The following is a 22,605-nucleotide window of genomic DNA, read 5'->3' on the forward strand; positions in this document are numbered from 1 at the left end:
CAATAATCTCGACTCGGCGAGTCGAGCCACAATAAAACCAGACGACTCACGTCCTCGGCTCGCCCCTATTTTCTTTCCAGCGACCAACGGGAGCACCGCCGGCGCTTCAGCCGTCACACCGTCACCCGTCCACCACGCCAATCGCCAGGCGGGCCGTCCCGCCCTACATGGCGGCGCGGCGTGAGGGGTGGGATTGTTGGATGTGTTCCATGCCGCAGGCTCCCGCGGTGGGCAGTAACTTGCCGGGGCTGCAGTGGCCGGATGGATTGAACACTTTGCGGACGTCCTCCATTACGATTAAGTCCTCTTCTGTGAACAGACGATTCATGAAACTGATTTTCTCGACACCGATCCCGTGTTCGCCGGTCACGCTGCCGCCGAGGTCGATGCACTTGCTGAGGATTTCGTCGCTGGCCAGCATCACTCGCTTGATCTGTTCTGCGTCGCGTTCGTCAAACAGCAGAATCGGATGCAGGTTGCCGTCGCCCGCGTGGAAGACGTTCACCACACGAATGTCGTGCCGTTCGCTTACTTCGGCGATAAAACGCAGTATTTCCGGCACCTTCGTGCGCGGCACAACGCCGTCCTGCGTGCAATAGCTGGGACTAAGCCGCCCGATTGCGCCGAATGCCTGCTTGCGGCACTTCCACAACAAAGCTCGTTCTTCTTCGGTTTGTGAGAGTCGTACTTCGCGAGCTCCCGTGTCTTTGCAAAGCTGCGTGATTGTTTGTGCCTCGGCATCCACAGCCACTTCCAGGCCATCGACTTCGATCAGCAGAACAGCTTCAGCGTCCAGCGGGAAGCCAAAGTGGAACGCTTCTTCCAAGGCGCCGACAATGCCCTTGTCCATCATCTCCAGAGCTGCAGGAACGATGCCGGCACCGATGATGTTGCTGATGGCCTGAGTTGTGTCGTCGATCGAATCGAAGATCGCAAGCATCGTGCGGTAGGCGGCTGGGTTGCGAACGACCTTTACCCACACTTTTGTGACGATGCCGAATGTGCCTTCGCTGCCGACGAAAAGTCCGGTGAGGTCGAAGTTGTTGCCGCGGCCAGTTGGTCCTCCGAGTTGGACAAGGTCGCCGTCTGGAGTGACGAACTCAATGCCAATGACGTGGTTGACCGTCACGCCGTATTTTAGGGTATGAGGCCCACCGCTGTTGGTGGCGATGTTGCCGCCGATTGTGCAGGCTCCCTGACTGGATGGATCTGGGGCATAATGGAAGCCACTCCCGGCGAGGGCTCGCGTGAGGTTGATGTTGACCACGCCCGGTTCAACCACGGCGTATCGATCTCGCAGATTGATCTCCAGAATTTGCCGCATCTTTGTCAGAGCGATCATCACGCCGCCACCGACCGGCAGGCAACCGCCCGCTAAACTCGTACCTGCACCACGCGGTACGAATGGGACATCGCTGGCTAGGCAAGCTTTGACGATGGCCACGATTTCGTCCGCGGTCTCCGGAAAGACCACGACGTCGGGGACATTTTTTTCGACGATATAGCCGTCGCATTCGTAGACGAGCAATTCGTCTTCGGAAGACAACAGCCGCGCAGGCCCGACAATCCTCGCCAGGTCTCGCAGGAATTCCGGCGTGATGACACAAGTGGGTTGAGAAGACGTTGCCGCAGTCATTTAGTAGTTGAATCCGTTTTTACGCACGTGAACCTGAGGATCGAACTCCGCCGCATCTTTAAATGCCTTAGCTGCCGTAATGTCGGCCAGGTAAATCACATGATCGCCCGCTTCCATCTGAGACACGATCGTGCCTTCCATCGAAGCCATGGCGGCCATCAGCAATGGAAGTCCGTTTTCGGCGGTCGTCGTTTCCACACCTGTGAAAGCATCGGCGTCAGGTTCGAATCCTCTGCCAAAATGCTTGAACAGAACGCTATCGCCCTTCGACACCTGATTGACGGTGATTGGCGATCCCGCCTTCAACCAATCGGTTAGGTAGCGGGATTTGTTGACGGCGATTGTGATCTGCGGCGGTTCGAACGACGCTTGCTGCAGCCAACTGGCCAGCAATCCGGTTTGCTGACCGGCACCGTCGCCCGCCACCAGAATAAAAACGCCACTGGGAACTCGGCCCAGCACGGGCGCGATTTGATCTTTGGTCTGCTGATTCATCGTTGAAATTTCGTTGGTAGAAGACGTATGAGGTCCGCTCCATCATAGTGGCGTGCGACGTCTTGATAAATCAAGTCGGGTGAAATCCGTCTTTAGCGCGGGAAAACGGCAAGCGATGCCCGAATTTAGTCATAAACCGCTTCAGGTTCCGCGTTTTGGATCGTATAACGTGTCAGAGTGGGAACGTCTCAGATGAACAGGAATACCACTGCTTTCTAATTCAGCACAACCTCGAGCCACAGCTAGACAATTAGGCAAACTTGACTGCCTTCATCCGACGGTGGTCAATTCAGTGAGTCATTAATGACGGACGTAGGCGGAATAAACGGAATTATCGGTCACAGTCCTCAAATGCAGGAAGTGTTCCGAGTGACGCGAAAGGTGGCGCCTAGCTCCGCCACCGTGTTGCTAACCGGCGAAACGGGAACCGGCAAGGAACTGATTGCGCGAGCTTTGCATGAACTCAGTTCGCGAGCGACCGGGCCGTTCGTCCGCGTAAACTGCGGCGCGCTGTCGGAAAGTTTGCTGGAAAGCGAGCTGTTCGGGCACATGAAGGGAGCCTTCACGGGGGCTCATGAGACGCGAACCGGGCGGTTTGAGGCGGCTCATGGCGGCACCGTGTTTCTGGACGAAATCAATTCGGTCAGCTACCAGTTGCAGGTCAAGTTGTTACGCGTGCTGCAGGAGCAGGAATTCGAACGCGTGGGGGACACGAAGACCATTCGAGTCGATTGCCGGGTTGTTGCCGCGACGAACGTGGACCTGACCGACGAAATCAAGGCCGGCCGGTTTCGCGAAGACCTTTACTATCGCCTGAATGTGATACCGATTTACCTGCCCGCCCTGCGCGAGCGGCGCGACGATATTCCCTCGCTGGTGAAGTTCTTCGTCCGGCGATATGCGGAGCAGAATGGTTTCGCCGTTGCACGAGTCACCACGAATGCGCTGAACTTTCTGAGTCAGTATGAATGGCCGGGCAACGTTCGCGAACTTCAGAACTACATCGAACGCGCGTTAGTGCTGGCGTCGTCTGACGAAATTGACGCTGCTGACCTGCCGACTCATGTTCGCGGCCTTGCTCCCGTGAGAATTGGCCGCAACGAAGATAACGACATCGAGACCCTGTGCACATCTCTTGTGAGTCAGGGAATTGCGGCATCCGGCGAAGAATCGACCGACGTATACAATGCGGTCGTCAGTCAGGTCGAACGCGAAGTGATTCTGCAGGTGCTGAGGCAGTGCCAGGGCGTGCAGACTCGTACCGCGACGCGTCTTGGGATCAATCGCAACACACTGCATAAAAAAATCGACGAGTACGGTCTGCAGCAGGAATCACGGTAGCGGGCGAGGCATCTCTGGGATTTTGCGGGAATTGTATTAATCCGTTGGTGAAGAACTATCGTTGACAGCCGTCGTGGCATAGAAAACCGGGCCGTTCGCCTTGCGCGCGGCGTCTTAAAATGGCAAGAGAAATTACGACTTGAAGTCGATTGCGGGGCGGATCCCGGTTGGCCGTGAATCTCACGCTGAATGTTAAATGGAAAGTGAACACCGAATGACTCGACCCTTCATCTTGTTTCTGTTGCCTCTGGCGTTTGCGGTTGGCTGCAGTGAGGACAACAGTGCCACGACAGCTGAGGCCCCGGGTGTGCAGCTTGCGGAAGCTCCGTCTGAGGACACAGCCGAAGCCTCAGTTCGATACATTATGGAAGGCGTCAAGAACGGCCAACCGGTCGTTGCATGGAACGCCCTTCCAACCAGTTACCAAAAAGACATCACAGGGATCGTTCAAAAATTCGGTGAGACAATGGACCCGCAGGTCTGGGGGCAAATCACCGGCCTGATCAAAAACGTTCACGAACTGCTGGTGGAAAAACAGGACTTTATCGCAGGTCACCCGATGGTCGCTCAAAGCGGCGATCCCGCGACGACGAAGGAAGCCATCGCTCAGGTCACGAACCTGCTTAAGACCGTTCTGGATAGTGCGGGCGATCTGGAAAACCTGAAGACATTTGACGGTGCCGAATTCATGAAGACCACCGGAGCCGACCTGCTGACTCAGTTCGACGCACTCAGCAAACTGGCACCTCCCGGTTCGACGCCCGGCCCAATTGGCTTAGCGGCACTTGAGAATGCTAAAGTGGAAACTCTGGAATCCACAGATACGACCGCCAAACTAAAAATCACCACGGGCGACAACGAACAGGTGGAAGACTACACAAAAGTGGACGGCAAATGGCTTCCAGTAAGTCTGACAAAAGACTGGGACCAGCAGGTCGCAGACGCCAATCAGGCGATTGCTGAGCTGCCGAACAGTATCGGACAAATTCAACAGGGCGTGGGAATGGCGTCTGGAATTCTTCCCGGACTGCTGGCCCCGTTGAAGGCGGCAGAGACCCAGGAACAGTTCAACGCAGCCGTCAATAACCTTCAGCAATCGGCGATGATGATGATGGGAGGAATGGGCGGCCGTCCACCTTCCGGTGGTCCACCTGCATCAGATAGCCAGAGCAGTGGTTCGCAAAGTGATCCCGTTCCTGAACCGGCCAAGCCACCTGAAGAATAAGGCTTGTGTGCAGCTTGGGGCTACCGGTCAGTGCGTTGATATTGTGATCAGCTGCCAGCAGCCCCGTGCAACCTGATGAATTCCAATCATGTTGACTGACGGATTTCTTGGCTACCGCACATCGTTCATGCTCGACTTCGTCGTGTGTGCGCTGGTTATTATCGTGCCTGTCCTTTGCTACAGCCTGTGGCTGGCAAAGTTCAAACGCCGCTATCAGCAGCACAAGTGGCTGCAGATTGCGCTGGGTGTGATTCTGCTGGTGGCGGTTGGGGCGTTTGAAGTTGACCTGCAGTTGGTGCATGGTGGCTGGGAGAACATCGTTGCAAAATCGCATCCCGAAGAAGCGGCTCTGGCTGCAAAGGTCGCAGAATCGCGACCCTATCTGTGGGTGCACCTGCTATTTGCTGTGACCACGCCAGTGCTTTGGTGCGTCACTTTGGTGCTGGCTTTGAAACGATTTCCGAATCCGCCGACGCCAGGCCCTCACAGTCGGCTGCACAAGACGCTGGGCTGGCTTTCGGCCGTCGACATCACATTGACGGCCGTCACCGGGCTGGTCTTCTACTACGTGGCGTTCATGCAATAAACGTCTCGGCCTTTCGGAAGCCGTCGGGCGATCTTTTCGAAGGTTGATGGCTGGCTGCTGGCCTACCACTTCTGCCACGCTGAATCCGCCGCTGCGCTGTCCAGACATCTTGTCATGAATCTTACGCCGGCCACGCCGTCCGCCACCGACGGATACAGCGACTTCGAACGATCGAAACTTTCGCCCGCGTCGACTCGCCGCATGTCTTCAAACGCGTTGCGATACACATTCGCAAACGCTTCAAAAAACGCCTCGGGATGTCCGCCCGGTAGTCGGCAGGCGGCGATGGCGTCGGGCGAAGCGTAGCTGGAGTTAGGATCGCGTTCGTAGATTTTCGTGGGCTGCCCGAGTGCCCTCACAAACATCTGATTCGGTTCTTCCTGCCGCCAGGTCAGCGCGGCTTTGGTGCCGTCGACTTCGATCGACAGATCGTTTTGTCGGCCGTGAGTCATCTGACTCCATGTGATCATGCCGGTGGCTCCCTGATCGAATCGAACAAGCGAGTGGCCGTAGTCGTCTAATTCGTGGTGACGAGAATACGACTGCATGTTGCTTAGCAGTGCCTCAGGATGCAGCCCGGTGACAAAGCTGGCCAGGTGAAAAGCATGAGTTCCCACGTCGCCGAGTGAGCCGGCTCGACCATTTTTCAGCGGGTCCGATTTCCATGCACCGCGAGCCTGTTCTGCCTGCGGGTCCATGCCGTGCATCCAGCCCTGAACGTAGGTGGCTCGCACGGCGATGATTTCGCCCAGTTCGCCATTGGCGATCATTTCTCTCGCCTGCCGCATCAGTGGGTAGCCCGAATAGTTGTGCGTCAACGCAAAGACGCGTCCGGTTGTTTCGACCGTGTCCAGCATGCGCTGAGCGTCATCAAGGTTGGTGGTCATCGGTTTGTCGCACACGGCATGAAAACCGGCCTCCATCGCTGCGCAGGCGATGTCGCAATGGGTGAAGTTTGGCGTCGCGATGGATACGAAGTTCACTCGCCTATCAGCGGGCAATTTGCTTTCCGCGTCCAGCAGTTCCTGGTAAGAACCGTACGCTCGATCTGGAGCGATTCCAAAGGCTGCAGCCGCTGCCTTCGACTTGTCTGGATTGGAAGACAAAGCTCCCGCAACCAGTTCAGCCTGACGATCGAGAGTCGCTGCCGTGGCGTGAACCTTGCCAATAAAGCCCGCTCCGCCACCACCGATAAGAGCCATACGGAGTGGTTGATTTGGTGCATTGGACATGGATGCGTGATATCCTGAAAGTGTGTTGTTTAGTGTCAGTGCAGGCGCAGAAATCGCATGCTAGCAACATGACAGAAAACTGCGAATTGACTCGTGCGGCTCGTAGCCGACGTCAACGGGTGACGCGGTGAAGTCGACACGTTCGCAAACCAGCGTAACGTGGTGCAATGGATTTAGATGACCCAATCCGCGGAAACGCCTTCCGCAGCTTTTGTTACGCCACGGCGCACACCATTCATGGCCGCTCGGTCCGCGTTTGTGATTTCCACCGTGGATTGGCTGAGCTGCCGAATGCGGTCCCAAACGCTCTGGTAGCAGTAAAGGAATTCGGGCCGCTCTTCGTGTTCGCTTAACGACATCGCAATCCGTTCGATCGGTGTCGCGGTGAGACGCTTTTGTAGATCGGTGATTGAGTTTTGTTTGTCATCGGTTGCGGCATGAGTCGCCTCAATCGCCTGCAGGAATGCGGCGACCAGCACCATTCGACTGGAACGTAGTTTTAAATTCACTTCGGCACACTTCAGCGGTTCCGTCGCATGCAACCATGTGGCTCGAGCTCGAATGCTGCGCCAGTAGCGTTGCACGTCCTGCCACAGCCAGTGAAACACGCCGGCTTCGGCAAACTGATCCGCGATTCGCGTTTCTGCGTACCAGTTCAGCAGGTCGAGCTGAAGGTTTTGACAAGAGGAATGCCCGGTGACCGGCTGTGCGTCCAGCAGCAACTGCATGCGCTGCCCGTAAGTTGTGACGTCCTCGTTGACGATGCCGCGAACTTCTGGATCAATCAGCTTTCGCCACGAAACGCAACTTGAAAAGACACCGCCAGGCTTCGGTCGCTTCAGCGATTCGTCTGCAGCTAACGTTTTCAGCTGGTGCCAAACCTGATCGTAGATGGCGCGTCTGGCGTCTTCAGCAATTTCGACGCTGCGGTCGTCCAGCACAATCAGTACGTCCAGATCCGAACCTGAGTGTGCTTCCATGCGGCTTAACGAACCGGAAATGGCGACGGTCGCCACCTGGTCCGGCAATGGATTCTTTGCCAACGCCGTTTGCAATTGCGAAATGCGGTTGCGTGAATAGTCCCAGGCCGTGGCGAGCAGCGGAAATTCTGTGGCCAGGTACGGAAACGTTCGTTGCTGTGCCCAGTCGCATGTTGCAATCGATTGTTCAACGGAATCCGGATTCGTCACGAGCTGCCTTTGTTTTGGGGCGTGCCTGATAGCCTTCCGGGAGACGAATCGGGTATGCTGGTGGCGACGCCCCACATTATTCTACGGTTATTCAACCGTAGAATAACGACCTCCCGCCCAGTTCCCCGCCCGCCACGCTTGCCTGAAAGAGAATTTCGATGGATGTCACCAAGACTCACGTCGCGACTGACTTGAAGCACGACAGCCCCCTGATTTCGTGCCGGTTCGATCCGTCCGGAAAGTTCGCCTTTGTGGGGGCTCAGGATTACAACGTCTGGCGGTTCGAAATTGCATCGGGCAATAAGGTGGCCTATCCGACGGACGCCTGGGTGAGATCGTTGGCGTTTAGCACCGACGGCAGCAAGTTGTTCACCGGCGGCTACGATGGTCGTTTGATCGCCTGGGACGCGCATGCGGAAAAGCCGGAACCCCTTTACGCGATCGAAGCTCATAAAGGCTGGATTCGAGCCATCGACGTTAGCCCGGACGGAACGCTACTCGCGTCAGTCGGAAACGACCTTGTTGTGCGTTTATGGAGCACGTCGGATGGCAAGCTCGTGCGTGAAATGAAGGGCCACGAATCTCATGTTTACAATGTCCGCTTTCATCCTTCGGGCGAGCACCTCGCGACCGGCGATTTGATGTGTCACCTGATTCATTGGGACGTTGCCTCCGGCAAGAAAATGCGGACGTGGCAGGCTGAATCGTTACAGATCTACGACAAGACATTTGTGGCCACGATCGGTGGATTTCGCGGCATGGAATTTTCCGCCGACGGCAGCGAAGTTTTGTGCAGTGGTATCACGAATGTCACGAACGCGTTTGCAGGAATCGGCAATCCGTCTGTTGTGGCGTTCGATTGGGAATCGGGTAAGCAGACGACGGAACATCTTTCGAAGGGAAAACTTCAGGGGGTCGCGTGGGGCCTGGCCGTTCATCCGGATGGAACTCGGATAGCCGCTACCGGCGGACGTGGTGGCTACCTGTTGTTCTGGAAGCCGAAAGAAGTGAACGAGTTTCACAATACAAAGATGCCCAACGACGCGATGGACCTGGACATCAGCAGCGACGGGCTGCACTTACTGACTGCTCATTACAACAGCCATGCTTATGTGAGTCTCATGGACGCCAAAAAGAAGCCAGCGGGATAACGCTGGCTCAGGTTTCCTGCCGTACAGGGGCCTTCCAGCGGCGCCACACACACTCCTTCTTTCCGAGTCCGGTATTCGTACCCACGCTTTCCTGATGAAGCAAAATTCGATGCAACGATTTGTGATCATTGTCGCGTGTTGTTTTGTGATGAATTTCGCGGGCGCGTACGCTCAGCCGATCAAACGGGGCGTGGTTCGGAAAACTGATCAGGCAAGCCTCGGCTATACGCTTATCGCGCCGTTCGGCGGGCAGGAAACGTTTCTGATCGATATCGACGGTAACGTCGTTCATTCGTGGACCACAGAACGTAAACCGAGCCAGGCCGCCTATCTTCTGGAAGACGGCAGTTTGCTACGGACGGCAAAGATCCCGAACGAATCCTTTAATGTTCCAGGCGGCCCGGCGGGTGGCATTCAGAAGTTTGACTGGGACGGAAACCTGACATGGGACTATGTAGTCTCCGACGATCGACGGCATTCGCATCATGACATCGAACCCCTACCCAATGGCAACGTCCTGGTCGTGGCTTGGGAAGTGAAGACGAAAGCTGAAGCCATCGAGGCCGGTCGCGATCCCGCGAAAATTAGCGACGGTGTGCTGTGGCCCGAGGTTGTGTTGGAGATCAAGCCGATCGGAAAAACCGGGGGCGAAGTCGTTTGGGAATGGTGTCTGTGGGATCACCTGGTGCAGTCGTTTGATAAGTCGAAACAGAACTTCGGCCAGCCGGCAGACCATCCGGAATTAATTGACCTTAACTACATCGAACGCCCAATTGCCGATTGGATCCATGCGAATTCAATCGACTACAACCCACAGCTTGACCAGATCCTCCTGTGTGGTCGCACGTTCGACGAAGTCTGGGTGATTGATCACAGCACAACAACCGCTGAAGCGGCCAGTCATTCCGGCGGGCGTTATGGCAAGGGAGGTGACTTGCTGTATCGCTGGGGAAATCCGTTCGCGTACTTTGCAGGCACGCCGTTCGACCAGGTCCTGTTTGGTCACCATGATCCTCACTGGATTCAGCCCGGCTTGCCCGGTGCCGGCAACATATTGATTTTCAATAATGGCAGCGATCGTGACCAGCGAGCGTTCTCAACGGTCGACGAAATTGTTCCGCCAATCAAGTCAGCCGGCAGCTATGCTCGCGATCCAAACGCGCCGTTTGGTCCAGCGAAGATGCACTGGACGTATAAGGATCCGGCGAATCTGTATTCGCCACGAGTTTCGGGAGCCCAACGAATGCCGAACGGAAACACCCTGATTTGTTCCGGCGAAACTGGCCACGTCTTTGAAGTGACACCCGCAGGCGACGTGGTCTGGGATCTGTGGAACAAGCTTGGCGCAACAGAAGCGGAACTAGTGCACGCGGCAACGGCCGCGACGGGGGCTCCACCGGGACCGCTCGGTGGAGTGGCCATGTTTCGAGCGACAAGATACGCACCGGACTACCCGGCGTTTCGAGGTCGGACGCTGAAGCCTCTGAAACAGTAGCAGATGCAGAGGGCAATGGCGGGACACGAAAGAAGCTCAGCTTTGTGACAAAGCTGAGCTTCTGGTTCGATCGCTTAAACGTGCGTTGTGCAACCAGCGGACTTACGGCGCTGGCTTGTCAATTCGCTACGCCTGCTTCATGGCAGCGGCCAGAATTTCTGACGTGCTTTCTCGCATGATACGAGGATCAACAAGCTCGCCTTTCTGCAAAGTCGCTCGAACATCTTTGCCGGAGATGAAGACTGGCTTTTCGTCCTTGTGGTTTTCCATCAGGTCGACTCGGCCCATTCCTTCGTAGAAGGCCGCGAAACCAACTTTGATCGGCGTGATTTTTAGATCGCCGTTCAGGTTTTCGAAGATTTCCTGAGCATCGAAGTCGCCCCAGATGGCAGTGCCGTCTTCGTAAGGAGCGTCTGCGTGTTTGCGGCCAATCACGATGTGCGTGTAGCCCATGTTCTGACGGTAGATGCCGTGCATGACGGCTTCCTTTGGTCCGCCGTAGAACATTTTGATGTCCAGACCCAGCAGCAGAACTCGGTCCGGCACGCTGTCGTCGCGGCTGCCCCAGAGTTCCGGATCGCTGTCGCCTTCGCCCATGCCGCGACCGTCGATCAGCTTTTCGTAAGTCTGCATGCGGATTTCCGCACTGACGTCGTCGCCTTTGGTTTCACCGATCAGCGGATTCAGCACGGCTCCGGCATTTTTGCCAGCCTTCAGCAGCGATTCGAGGCCGTACACCAAAGCGTACTCGTGAGCTCGATGCAGCGGGTTGCGAGTCTGGAAAGCGACAACGGCATCCCAGCCGGTTTCCGCCAGCTTGGCTCGTACTTCGCGTGGCGTCAGCGCGTACTTGCCGAAGTTTGGGTTCTTCGGTTGTGGCAGAGCCTTCAGTTCGCCGCCGATCAGATGAGTCATCTTTTCGTCGTTGACCATCACCATCTTGCCGCCTGGATGATCGGTGCGGTCAGTCAGGTAGACGCTCTTGATGTACTTCGGCTTGTCCCACGGATACACGTCGCTAACGTCAACAGTCGCAACGATTTCGCCATCGGGGTTCGTCAAAGCAACCTCCTGGCCTGCTTTGATCTGTCCGGCCAACGCTTCATCCACGGGGAAGGCCAGTGGAATGGTCCAGGCGTACTTGGCACCCTGGGAATCGATGGTTGAATCATCCAGCACCTGATTCCACTGCTGTGAATTCATCGGGCCGGTAAGTGGGCTTAGAGTTCCATCGCCGATGCGGTACACGGTAGACAGATCAGCTGCGGAAACAGGAACCTTTGTCAGGCCTTCGGCTTCCTGCAGGAAAGCAGCTTTTTCGTTTTCAGAGACGGTACAACAAACGGGTTCTGACAGACCTCCGTGAGGAACAATCAGTTCGGACATTCGGGATGACTTTCTGAGGACGGAACGGAAACGGACGCCGAAACAGGCCGTGGCAACGACCACGCGACCGCAAAACACTACGTTTGATCGGCTCTTAAGCGGCAGACACTAGGAAAACAGCATCCCGTCGTCAAGAAGTTCCTGCCATGGGGAAGAGTGGTGTGCGTTTGTACTCAGAATCGGGGAATTTTGGCCTATAAAGGCGTCAGAACGGGTTGCTTCCCCGGCGATATCGCACTCCACCGGCGGCATGCTGATTCGGCGGGTTATTCCGATTCTGCGGAATGTGGTGATTGTTTCGCCGCCCGGATGCCGATGAAACTCTGCGTGAGCGACCGCTCGCACAGACCACAATGAAATCAATCCTGCGGATCGGCTTTCGGCCCGCTTGGAGTGCGGCGTAACGGTTCGGTAGACGGCAATCGTGACGGCAGCACCTGAGCTTAAACACGCAGCATCTGCCGACGACCTGTGAGTGTCTGACGCAGAGTGGATTTACGACGAACTCGGCCTTGCGAACCAAAATTGTTTCCGGGGGCGACCAGGACAACGTTGAGTTGTCAGTTCTGGTTCGCAAGCCGGGTCCTCGTCAATTTCCCAGCCGTCAGGTATCTGAAACCATCCAGCTCGGATTCATTGAAAAACGGAGAGAACCGATGATGAAACGATTTCTGATGGTCACCATGCTGGCCATGGCGACCTTCGTCACCTTTAGCAGCGACGCAGAAGCCGCGCCACCAAATCAGCCGGCCAACTGGCAGCGATTTTATCATTATCCGTACGTGTACTATCCACACTCGTTCCGCAAGCCGCAGCAAAGCAACAGCTTGTACTACAAGTATTCACCGGAAATGCGAATCCCGGTCTACAACAAGGCATGGTACAACTTTTACCCAACGGAAAAGCCGTACCATAGCGGACACCACTTCATCCTGGACGTCTTCTAAGAAGACGCAACTCAGGCACCACGTGGACAACTTAGAAGCCCGGCTTTTTCAAAAGCCAGGCTTCTTTGCGTTCCGTGTTTCGACGAATGCGAGCTACACCGCCGACTGTCCCGTAAAGTAATCCGGCTCCGCGCCTGCCTTCCACTTGATGTTGCATCCGATGCTGGGCATTTGTTCCGTAGGCACGTTTTTGCCGCTTAGCACGGCATCGCAGGCGGCTTTCAGGTCTTCGCCCGTGATCGGCGTGTCGCCACCCGGACGGCTGGAATCGAATTGACCGCGATACACCAGGCTGTGATCTTTGTCGAACAGAAAGAAGTCAGGCGTGCAGGCTGCTCGATAAGCCTTTGCGACGGATTGATCGGCATCGTACAGATACGGGAAGTTGTACCCGGCCGATGCCGCTTCCTGCTTCATTTCTTCCGGTCCGTCCTGAGGATATCCTTCGACATCGTTTGAGCTGATGCCGACGACCGCCAGCCCTTTTGCCTGGTACTCGTCCGCAAATGCTGCCAGTGCACTGCGAAGATGCACAACAAATGGACAGTGGTTGCACATAAAAATCACCAGCAGCGGCTTGCCGGCGAAGTCCGATCGTGACACCGATTTGTCATCGACGTTTTGAAGAGAAAAGTCCGGCGCGCTGGTGCCGAGACTTAGCATCGTGGAAGCTGTTTTGACCATTGTTCGTATTCTTTCCGTGGTGGGTTTACGTTTTATTTAAGCGAGACAGCAGCGGGGCGATGATGACCTCCGGGACGAAGTCCTTCAATCGTTCGCTCACGTTTCCTTCTGCCATCCGGGCGATTTGCTTAATCAGCGAACTGGATACGTGGTTGTAGTGTTCGCTTGACATCAGGAACACCGACTCGATCTCAGCGTCGAGTACGCGGTTGGCCAGCGACATGGTGAATTCCGCGTCGATGTCCGTCAAACTGCGAACGCCACGCAGCAGAATGCGGCTGCCGCACTTTCGCACAAATTCTACTGCGAGCCCCTCGAATGTTGTGACTTCGACGTTGTCCAGATGCTGCACAGCAGCCCGCGATAACTCGATACGCAACTGGGGTTCAAACAGCGGGTCTTTGTCGGGATTGATCCCGATCCCGACGGTCAGCTTTTCGAACATCCGCGCGCCACGCTCGATAATATCAAGATGGCCCAGCGTAAGAGGATCGAAGCTTCCGACGTAGACGGCGTGCGACGGACGAGTGGATTCGCTCATGGATGGCTTTCCGGAACCTGGATGCGTTTGACTTCGGCTGATTCTCGAAACGCAGGCAGCCGTGGCAATCGAACGGAACGGCAAGGTGCTAATTTGGCAGGGAATTCGCACCGGATGCCGGTCGCTCCCACAGGCTGGTGTCGTACGTAAAACATTTGACCTGAGAGGTTTACGTGAAATATTCGGTTCTGGCTGGTCGAATCGCCAGAAGCGGCACGGTCTGTGCTGAGGCAGAGAGTGACGTAATGTTTATTGGAGTGAGCTGAAAGGCAGGGCGAATTTTCCTGCCGCTCGCGAGAACAGAGTTGAATTAACGGTCGTGGCGCTGAAGTTGGAGTCTATCTGAATGCCCGTTTTTCGTTGGGGACAAAGCTGGGATCCGCTACACGATCTTGAGCGGGAGGTTGATCGGCTGCTGCAGGGCATGAATATGTCGCTGCAAGGCCGGTCAAATCGCCGGTTCCCGCTCGTCAATTTGCTGGACCACGGCGATTGTTTCGTGCTGACGGCCGAAATTCCGGGCGTTGATCTGGCGGATTTGGATGTCAGCGTCGCCAATGGCGTGCTCTGCATCAAAGGGGTTCGGAAGGTGCCGCCTGAAGCTCGCGAAGACTCGTTCCGTCGACAGGAACGCTTCCAGGGGGCATGGCAACGAAACCTGCAGTTACCTGAAAGAATTGACGAAGAGGGGATGAAGGCAGACTACACAGCGGGTATCCTACGGGTTGCCCTCCCTAAGACACAGGATTCTTCTGTTCGAAGTATTCCTGTGACCGAAGGACCGGGCTAGAGCAATTTACGTTTCGTTGTGGACGGTTCGGGCTTGCGGGAAACAGCCATCATCGTCCGAAAAGCTTGTTCCCCGGCCACAAGTCAGCGAGATTCGCTGTCGCCGTTTTTTTCGACTTGCCCGTCGAGCACACCGATCTGTCGGAGCACACCGATGAACGAATCGCAAAATGTATCTCGAAGTCACGACGACAATCCACAGACGGCTCGTGCGCAGATGCCTAATGAACCCTCGGTCCCTCGACTACTATTCAACCCACCAATCGATATCTACGAAACGACGGACGGGCTGGTGCTTTACGCCGACTTGCCCGGCGTGTCCGCCGACGGCCTCGATCTGCAAGTGCAGGACAACCGACTGGCATTGTTTGGGCGAGTCACGCGAAAGCCCACCGAGGTAAACGACGCGGAAGTCGTGCATCAGGAATACAAGATCGGCGACTATCTGCGGTCGTTCATCTTAAGTGACGAAGTTGACCACGACCGAATCACGGCTCGCCTGAACAACGGTGTTTTACGTGTCGAGCTGCCTCGCGCAAAACGCACCGAACCGCGCCGCATCGAAGTCTCTGCCGACTAACGATTTTGGTCGGACCTGCGTCACCGGGGGCGGACCAAGCTCCGTGGCTGTGCAGTCTGCCTGTCACGCATCTCGTTTTCTTGACAAGCTAATTCGTTTTCGCGGCGCGTCGATCTCCATTACGGTCACGTGGACGATGTCGCCCACGCTGACTTCCTGAGCCGGATCTTTGACGAAGTGGTCGGCCAGTTGCGAAATGTGGATTAAGCCGTCCTGATGCACGCCGATGTCGACGAAGGCTCCGAAGTGAGTCACGTTTGTGACAACGCCTTCCAGCTTCATCCCGATCGCCAGGTCGCTGATTTCTTCCACGCCCTCTGCAAAGCTCACGGCTTTGAATTCCGCTCGCGGGTCGCGGCCGGGGCGAGCGAGTTCTGTCAGCAGATCCTTCACCGTGAACTGCCCCAGTGTGTCCTTTAGTGACTGGTCCGCCTGAAGCTGGCTGACCAGTGTCGCGTTGCCCACCAGATCGGACGCGGTGACGTTTAGCTTGCGAGCCATGTCTGCGACAACCGGATAGCTTTCCGGGTGCACGGCCGAATTATCGAGCGGTTCTTTGCCATCACGAATTCGCAGAAAGCCAGCGCACTGTTCGAAGGCTTTCGCACCTAGTTTTGGAACCTTCAGCAATTCAGATCGACTGCGAAACGCGCCGCTTTCGTCGCGGCGTTTGACGATATTCTTCGCCACGGCCGGACCGATTCCCGGAACGTATGACAACAGCGGCGCGCTCGCCATGTTGACGTCCACGCCGACAGAACTAACGCACGATTCGACTTCGCGATCCAGCGACCGTTGCAACTGGTTTTGATTGACGTCGTGCTGGTACTGTCCGACGCCAACGGCCTTTGGATCGATCTTCACCAATTCCGCCAGCGGGTCCTGCAACCGGTGAGCGATACTGATGGCGCCTCGGACAGTCAGGTCGAGATCCGGGAACTCTTTGGCCGCCAGTTCGCTGGCCGAGTACACAGACGCACCGGCTTCGCTGACGACGACTTTTGTGATCTGCAGGTCGTTATCCTTCAACACCCCAGCCACAAACGCATCGGTTTCTCGCGATGCCGTGCCGTTGCCAATCGCGATCATGGTGGCGTCGTACTTTTGGATCAGCGACAGCAGCGTGCTGGCGGCACCGGCCGTGTCACTGCGCGGCGGGGTTGGAAAGATGGTGGCGTTTTCCAGGAACCGGCCTGTGCGGTCAACGACGGCCACTTTGCAGCCGGTGCGGAAGCCGGGGTCGATTCCGATCGTTACATGAGGCCCCGCCGGAGCGGCCAGCAACAGTTCTCGCACGTTGCTCGCGAAAACCGCAATCGCTTCTTCATCGGCCTTCGCTTTCAACTGCTGCAGCATGGCCGACTCCGCAGCGGGTTGCAGCAGTCGCTTGTAGCAATCAACGACTGTGTTCTGCAGTGCATCCGCGAATTCGAAGTTGGTATTCTGAATCAGTCGGCTCTGCAATCTGGGCAGCACGTAGTCTTCGTCCAGTTCGATCGCAAGTCGCAGCACGCCTTCCGATTCGCCTCGTTTCATGGCCAGAAAACGGTGCGACGGCATGCGGTCGATTCGTTCGTTGTGATCGAAGTAGGTTTCGAAACTTCCCCCCGCTTCTTTTTTGCCGCGTTTTACGGTCGACGTCATTCGTCCCCGCGCCGCTCGTTCGTGCATCCACTGTCGCAAATCTGGTTTTTCTGACCACACTTCGGCCACGATGTCGCACGCGCCGGCGAGTGCTTCGTCCGCGTTGGTGACACCCTTGTCGGCGGAGACGAAACGCTGAAGGAGTTGTCCGACCGGTTCGTTGAGGCGTCGTTGAGCCAACAGCAAATCTGCCAACGGCTGCAAGCCTTTTTCACGCGCGGCGGAGGCTCGTGTTTTGCGTTTGGGTTTGAAGGGAAGGTAAATGTCTTCCAGCCGCTGTTTGTCGTCGCAATCCAGAATCTGCTGCTTCAGCGCGGGCGTGAGCTGCCCGGATTCTTCGATCGTTTTCAGTATGGTCTTGCGGCGGTCGGCCAGTTCATGAGCCTTCGCCAGTGCGTCCTGAATCTTGCGCAGTTGAAGCTCATCCAGCCCTCGCGTCGCTTCCTTGCGGTACCGAGCGATGAAAGGCAGCGTGTTGCCGTCTTCCAACAGTTGGACGGCGCTGTGGACCTGTTCCACGGATACGTTCAACTCCGCCGCGATGGCGGCAACGATTTTGCTGAGATCGAATAGCTCGGTCATGAATTGAGTCTGATAATGTGCTGGCGACTTTCCGGACGATGGACGGAATTTAGCTTCTGGATCGTCACGTGGCCAGACGGCAAAATGACCGAACAATCCTTAACCACGTGCTTCGAACTGAATCTTTGTTTCGGCAGAGTCTTACGTTCACAGAAAGTGGCCCTGCGTTCTGAAGGGGGCCAACGCAACGGTTGCTCATGAAACCAGCGTTGATAATGTTGGCCCTCAGGGTGACAATGATTCAGAGATTTCTTTTGGCACGTCTTTGTTGCAGGTGATATCGTTTTGTACGTCGAAAGTGGGGACAAATGCGGAAACGTGACTTGCTCTGCGGCCTGCTATGCCTTGTAGTATTTGTTGCGGCAGCCACGTGGCTGAGCTTCGCTTACAGACGACACAACGCAACTGTCGCACAAAAGTTCAACCGCACACTAGGCGAGCGTCTCCGGAGTCGCCTACTCGACGGGACGGGTAAGGAGTTGTCCGGCGAGGATTTTAAGAATGCGAAAATGCGAGGTGTGGTGCTTCAACGGCCCGGAAACGCTTTCCAACGAGCGAACTTTTCGTCAGCAGAACTCGATCAATCGACACTCGAAGCAGGCGCAGGATCATTCCAGCTCGCCTGCTTTGACAACTCATCAATCAAGAACGCGCAATTAATCGGAGGAGGAGCTTCATTTCAAGTGGCGTCCTTCGATAGCGCTGATCTAAGCGGTACAAGTCTGGAAGGTAATTTTCAACTCGCTTCGTTTCAGAATGCCGTACTTCGTGACTCAACACTTCACGGATCTTTCCAGGGGTGCGACATCAGCGGAGCTGACTTTTCTGGTGCGGACCTGACAGGCATTAATCGGAATTCACTTGAGTCCTGCTATTTCTCCGTACCGCCTGCCTTCAGCTCCGAGACAATCTTCCCGCCTGGTTTTTCGCCCGGAATTCAAGGTTGGCAGCGTTCGCCACCGCCGCAGTAGGTCCGTATCGCGAGCTCATTCCATTTTTTTTAACGAACACTGCGAACACGGACCACACCACCGTTACCTGCTTTCGAGTTATGCGGGTTAGTTTTCACGCACGGCCGGTGGTGTACCGTTGCTGTAGATCGCGGCAATTTCGGATTCGGCCAGGACGCGGTTCCAGATCGCGACTTCATCGATCATGCCGTCGAAGTTTCGGCCTGTGCCAGCGCGGTGGCCGCCGATGACCAGACCGCCCGTTTCAGCGATCGGTGCGCTGATCGGAAGCTTGTGAGTTCCCGCGAGCTTGCCGTTTACAAACAGCTGCAGCTGTGACGAATCGAATGTGACCGCGACGTGGGTCCAATCTGAAAGTTGTGAACGGTGCATCAGGTGGTCGAAGCCGCCCTGCACCTTTGTGCCCGGCGGACGCTCTGAGCCGACAGGTTGCGGAACAAGCGTCTCCGTGTAGAGCTGAAGGTTGATTCTGTCGGCGTCTTCACACGCTCTGAATCCAATCGAGATCGGAAGACCAGTGTTGGAGGCATAAGGCAGGTCGCAGTGATTGTTGACGTTGCTTTCCATGACGAAGGAGCGGTCTGTGCTGCCATGGGCGGGAAGCGACGCTGGTTTGATCAAACTGGAAACCGTATAGACGCTGGCGTTGTCATCAAGCATCGAACGCGGCACAGTTAGGTGTTGGCTGTCAGCCCGACTTAGCTGCAACGCGCCGCCGCGCACGCCATTTTCTTTGCTCACTTCAGCGCCGCCGTTGAGTTCTCCATCAAGGCGATCGCCCAGTCGTGAGTTGTTTTTTGTGTTGCCGTCGAAACTCCAATAGGCTCGCAAAGCTTTGGCAATGCCGGTTTCAGGCTGAGGTGTGAGTTGGTCGTAGGTGATGGTCTTCGTGAGGTTCTCCTGGCCATCTTTGTCCAGGAACTTGACGGTCAGTACGGGCGGTTCTTTGGTGGTATCGGCCGTCATCTTCAGAAACTGATTCGGTTCGACTCGTGACCACTCAAGATCCTGGTGGTACACATTCAGCGAAGGAATGGTGCTGGTGTGGCCAGGTGAAATGATGAAATCGTGCAGGTCGTAGCCCACACGTTGGGCGTGCATCAGATAGCGAGAAACATGGATGTCACCACCGACCAACACGACACCGGGAATGCGTTCATTCTTGATGAAGTCCAGCAGCGCATCGCGTTCGGCGTAGTAGGTGTACATGTCGTCGGTTTCGCGGTTCTTTTTGTCCTGCCAGATTTGTCCCTGCAACAGGACTTTGAACGGTGCCTTGGACTTGCGGAGGCTTTCCAACAACCACTGCCATTGGTCGTTGCCAAAACACGTCGATTGATCGGGGCTGACAGGTGACGGGCCGGTTTGCGAATACCACCGAGCATCGAGCAGGAACACCTCCATCGCGCCTCGATCTGTTTTCTGGTAGATGCCTGCGTCTCCGGTTCCGTATTGATCCTGAACGCGGTATTCCACAAACGATCGGCGAGTGTTGTCTTTCAACGCGGCGGCACTTTTGCCGTTGCCGTTGTTCTTGCCGAAGTCGTGATCGTCCCAGGTTCCGAGAAGTGAAACGTTTTTACCCAACGCCGCAAGTGGCGGACGCTGAAGCAGGTGGCGATGTTTGTTTCGCAGGTCCACAAGGTCGCCGGTGTCGGCGTACGGCGTGTCGCCACCGAAGCAAAGCAGATCGAGATCATGATTGGCCATCTCCTGCCAAACTGGATCTGTGGCGTCGTTGACACAGGAAATGAAAGCGACGTTCAACACCTGACCGCCGCGTTCCGTTGGCACAGTTGTGAAATGGAAATCAGGCGTGCCACCAGCAACAAGGGTTGCGTTACCGTCTTTTATGTTTTCGATCTGGTATCGGTAAGTGGTGCCGGGATTGAGTCCCGCGACATGAAACTTCGCGACGAAGTCATGCTCAGCTTCGCTGCGGCTTTCAACGGCGGCGACTTTCTTTCCTTGTTCATCGTTAACAGTCAAACGCAGTTCGGCCGCAATATTTCCCGGCCGGTAAAGAAGGTAGGCTTCCGTGGTTTTCAAAGTACCAACATAAGGACCGACCGTGTCCTCTGCGTGCAGTTGAGTTCCGGATGAAAGCAGAAAGACGATCGATAAACCGAGGAATTGTTTCGCCATAGCAGTGGTTTCAGGATTCTCGTTTTAGGCATAAGGAAAACAGGACGGCATTGATAATACAGAAGCGAGGCACGATTTTCGCTTCTGCACATTCTTGAGGATGCCCGGCTGGCCAATGGACGCCGCAATCTAGACTTACCAGTTTTGACCGCGTTGTTCATCAAAGCCATTGAGAAGTGGCAGGTAACTTGGCGGGATCGTTCTCTAGATCTGTCTCGGCGTCAACACGTGAGCCTACGTGATTCTGCCATTCTTAATCAAACATTCAGATTGATGTGACCGCTTTCAGAGTCAGCGTGATGAGCGAAGATTACTCGGCCTGCAGTTTCGGTTCGGCTGCAGAAAGCAATTCGGTCAGCACCAACTTCAATTGGCCTTCTACGCAGCCACCGAACGACCACTTCTGTTCATAGCCGCCTTTGTCCTTGTAGATCTGGTCCGGGCCGATGTACCACATTCCGCAGTCTCCGTAGGCCGCAACAGCTACGAAAGCATTGCTGCGCAATTGTTGAGCGGACAGCTGATAGTCGACGAAAACTTCGCCAGGCAGATGCACCAAACATACATCGCCGATCGTCAGGCAACTGGCTTCGACATCCTGCTGTGCCCTAATGCGTTGGATCCACGCCAGATTCATCGCGGCTTTTAGCTTTGCACTGGATGACGCGTTGCTGTTGAGGATCGATTCGTGTGTGGTCGCGGCAAAGTTCGGGCCAGCGGTGAGTGGGAAATGAAGTACCTTCGTCTGCCAACGTGCGCCGTTTACGGCTTGGCGTTTGAAGGTTTTTACTGAGGCTTCCATCGCTGCATACAGGCGATTTGCAAGAGCTTCGCGGTCTTCTGTCGTGCCGGAGTTGTACTTTCCCATTGCGATGTCGCCGCCACATCCGGTGAAGTAGATCTGGAAGACGCCAGTTTCCTTCTGCAATCGTTCTCGAGCAATCCCGGGCACGTCCGGTGTGATGTTACCGCCGGAACTTGTTTGCGGGTGCGTCGCGTAGTAACTCAGATGAGCAATTTCTTGTTCGTTTTCATACAGTGCGACAGAACGCAGCCAGGGATCAATCGTGCCTTCGGGCGCCGACTGTAAACCGGCGTCTGTCGTGCTGCTCATCCGTGCCACGACAGAACCATCGGGCTGCCTGAGTCGTCGTGACGAAGCAACGCGATCGACTTTGGCCTTCGACGTACCCACATGCGTCAACGACCGAAAGTTCGATGTGGCGTCACTCACCGCGCGGGCAATTTTTTCGGCCGTCAGCGTTTCAAACTCCGCGCGGCGGTCGATTTGGTCACGTTGGTCGCGATACAGAATCCGTCGTGCGTTGGCGTCCAGGACGGGGGCCGTGTGTTGATGCAGCGATTGCACTGCCACGTTTTGAGGCGTGGTGTTCGCGGCGGCTGCGATTTTGTTGCGGAAGAGTTCGTAGGAATCATTGCACAAGCCGCAATAATCAATCGCGCAGATCACAAACGTACCGCTGTCGCTTTTTAGTACGAATCCTTTGGCCAGCAGCGGTTGCTCAACTTCGACAAACTGCTTCACAAACCCAATGCCGATGCCATCACCCAAAGGCGGCGTGACGTCAGTGCTGAACACAGCGACCTTCAGTTCCGCGGCACAGGCGGGCGACCAGACCAACGTCGCAAAATTTGCGATGAGAAACAAAATAATGGGCAGCGTGTGTCGACTAACCTTCATGAAAGTGATCCGGCGGATGGGGGCGTCTGAGGAAGCATCCAGCATCGTCGGCGGTTGTACACTCATGGTCAACCCAGCGAGTGAGCGGCGTCGTCGTCGACGGGGCGCGGCAGATTCAATCGCGTTACTGCAGGTTTTGGGTTTGAGGGGGATTGCCGCGTTCCTCGTGATCTGCTCAAGACCGGCTTCGAGGTATCGCGCGCAGACCCGCGGCGGTTTCGCATTTCGGTGCCGTCGCCAGCGAAATGCTGGCTGTTGTTATTCCTGAAGAATCTAAGTAATC

The 22,605-nt window shown here is 55.8% G+C and carries 19 protein-coding genes; 9 read left to right on the top strand and 10 right to left on the bottom strand.

Going from position 1 to position 22,605, the window contains the following annotated elements:
* Positions 1 to 163: 163 nt before the first annotated feature.
* Together Fuma_RS04930 and Fuma_RS04935 are read right to left on the bottom strand one after the other, a co-directional pair.
* Positions 164 to 1,636 carry an FAD-binding oxidoreductase gene (locus tag Fuma_RS04930; protein ID WP_077023163.1) on the bottom strand — a complete coding sequence of 491 codons (1,473 nt, stop codon included), beginning with the start codon at positions 1,634 to 1,636 and terminating at the stop codon, positions 164 to 166.
* Entirely contained in the window at positions 1,637 to 2,131 is a 495-nt protein-coding gene (locus Fuma_RS04935; protein ID WP_077023164.1) for a flavin reductase family protein, read from the bottom strand.
* A gap of 303 nt (positions 2,132 to 2,434) precedes the next feature.
* Here Fuma_RS04935 and Fuma_RS04940 point away from each other — a divergent pair, with 303 nt between their 5' ends.
* The 3 genes from Fuma_RS04940 (at position 2,435) to Fuma_RS04950 (ending at position 5,283) form a co-directional block, all read left to right on the top strand.
* On the top strand, positions 2,435 to 3,472 hold the full coding sequence (locus Fuma_RS04940) for a sigma-54 interaction domain-containing protein (protein WP_077023165.1): 1,038 nt from the start codon (positions 2,435 to 2,437) through the stop codon (positions 3,470 to 3,472).
* A gap of 214 nt (positions 3,473 to 3,686) precedes the next feature.
* Positions 3,687 to 4,697 carry a hypothetical protein gene (locus tag Fuma_RS04945; protein ID WP_145943995.1) on the top strand — a complete coding sequence of 337 codons (1,011 nt, stop codon included), beginning with the start codon at positions 3,687 to 3,689 and terminating at the stop codon, positions 4,695 to 4,697.
* 88 nt (positions 4,698 to 4,785) lie between these two features.
* Entirely contained in the window at positions 4,786 to 5,283 is a 498-nt protein-coding gene (locus Fuma_RS04950; protein ID WP_077023167.1) for a DUF420 domain-containing protein, read from the top strand.
* A 62-nt stretch (positions 5,284 to 5,345) separates the two neighbouring features.
* On the opposite strand, the gene Fuma_RS04955 is transcribed toward Fuma_RS04950, so the two are convergent.
* Entirely contained in the window at positions 5,346 to 6,515 is a 1,170-nt protein-coding gene (locus tag Fuma_RS04955; protein ID WP_218922392.1) for a Gfo/Idh/MocA family protein, read from the bottom strand.
* 173 nt (positions 6,516 to 6,688) lie between these two features.
* A complete protein-coding gene (locus Fuma_RS04960) occupies positions 6,689 to 7,705 on the bottom strand; it encodes a nucleotidyltransferase domain-containing protein (protein WP_077023169.1) in 1,017 nt (338 codons plus the stop codon).
* A gap of 158 nt (positions 7,706 to 7,863) precedes the next feature.
* Between Fuma_RS04960 and Fuma_RS04965 the strand changes: the two genes are divergently transcribed.
* Complete coding sequence (locus Fuma_RS04965) at positions 7,864 to 8,856, top strand: WD40 repeat domain-containing protein (RefSeq protein ID WP_077023170.1); 993 nt, start codon at positions 7,864 to 7,866, stop codon at positions 8,854 to 8,856.
* A gap of 109 nt (positions 8,857 to 8,965) precedes the next feature.
* Positions 8,966 to 10,351 (top strand): aryl-sulfate sulfotransferase, encoded by a 1,386-nt coding sequence (locus tag Fuma_RS04970; RefSeq protein WP_158520853.1) that lies wholly within the window; start codon positions 8,966 to 8,968, stop codon positions 10,349 to 10,351.
* Between the two features lie 126 nt (positions 10,352 to 10,477).
* On the opposite strand, the gene Fuma_RS04975 is transcribed toward Fuma_RS04970, so the two are convergent.
* A complete protein-coding gene (locus Fuma_RS04975; RefSeq protein WP_077023172.1) occupies positions 10,478 to 11,737 on the bottom strand; it encodes a sulfate adenylyltransferase in 1,260 nt (419 codons plus the stop codon).
* 656 nt (positions 11,738 to 12,393) lie between these two features.
* Here Fuma_RS04975 and Fuma_RS04980 point away from each other — a divergent pair.
* A complete protein-coding gene (locus tag Fuma_RS04980) occupies positions 12,394 to 12,684 on the top strand; it encodes a hypothetical protein (protein WP_077028108.1) in 291 nt (96 codons plus the stop codon).
* Between the two features lie 93 nt (positions 12,685 to 12,777).
* On the opposite strand, the gene Fuma_RS04985 is transcribed toward Fuma_RS04980, so the two are convergent.
* Together Fuma_RS04985 and coaD are read right to left on the bottom strand one after the other, a co-directional pair.
* Entirely contained in the window at positions 12,778 to 13,368 is a 591-nt protein-coding gene (locus Fuma_RS04985; RefSeq protein ID WP_077023173.1) for a thioredoxin family protein, read from the bottom strand.
* Positions 13,369 to 13,393: 25 nt separating this feature from the next.
* A complete protein-coding gene (gene coaD / locus Fuma_RS04990) occupies positions 13,394 to 13,909 on the bottom strand; it encodes a pantetheine-phosphate adenylyltransferase (protein WP_077028109.1) in 516 nt (171 codons plus the stop codon).
* A 346-nt stretch (positions 13,910 to 14,255) separates the two neighbouring features.
* Between coaD and Fuma_RS04995 the strand changes: the two genes are divergently transcribed.
* Both Fuma_RS04995 and Fuma_RS05000 read left to right on the top strand, forming a co-directional pair.
* Complete coding sequence (locus Fuma_RS04995) at positions 14,256 to 14,699, top strand: Hsp20/alpha crystallin family protein (protein WP_077023174.1); 444 nt, start codon at positions 14,256 to 14,258, stop codon at positions 14,697 to 14,699.
* A 153-nt stretch (positions 14,700 to 14,852) separates the two neighbouring features.
* A complete protein-coding gene (locus tag Fuma_RS05000; RefSeq protein ID WP_083732537.1) occupies positions 14,853 to 15,278 on the top strand; it encodes an Hsp20/alpha crystallin family protein in 426 nt (141 codons plus the stop codon).
* Between the two features lie 63 nt (positions 15,279 to 15,341).
* On the opposite strand, the gene Fuma_RS05005 is transcribed toward Fuma_RS05000, so the two are convergent.
* The gene (locus Fuma_RS05005) at positions 15,342 to 17,504 is read right to left on the bottom strand and encodes a Tex family protein (RefSeq protein ID WP_077028110.1); all 2,163 of its coding nucleotides are present in this window, start codon (positions 17,502 to 17,504) and stop codon (positions 15,342 to 15,344) included.
* 509 nt (positions 17,505 to 18,013) lie between these two features.
* Between Fuma_RS05005 and Fuma_RS36745 the strand changes: the two genes are divergently transcribed.
* Positions 18,014 to 18,475 (top strand): pentapeptide repeat-containing protein, encoded by a 462-nt coding sequence (locus Fuma_RS36745; RefSeq protein WP_077023175.1) that lies wholly within the window; start codon positions 18,014 to 18,016, stop codon positions 18,473 to 18,475.
* Positions 18,476 to 18,562: 87 nt separating this feature from the next.
* On the opposite strand, the gene Fuma_RS05015 is transcribed toward Fuma_RS36745, so the two are convergent.
* Entirely contained in the window at positions 18,563 to 20,620 is a 2,058-nt protein-coding gene (locus Fuma_RS05015; protein WP_077023176.1) for an alkaline phosphatase D family protein, read from the bottom strand.
* Positions 20,621 to 20,930: 310 nt separating this feature from the next.
* Positions 20,931 to 22,388, bottom strand: a complete 1,458-nt coding sequence (locus tag Fuma_RS05020; RefSeq protein WP_145943997.1) for a hypothetical protein — start codon at positions 22,386 to 22,388, stop codon at positions 20,931 to 20,933.
* Between the last annotated feature and the right edge of the window lie 217 nt (positions 22,389 to 22,605).

It is taken from the genome of Fuerstiella marisgermanici (genome assembly GCF_001983935.1).
Classification (GTDB): Bacteria; Planctomycetota; Planctomycetia; order Planctomycetales; family Planctomycetaceae; genus Fuerstiella; species Fuerstiella marisgermanici.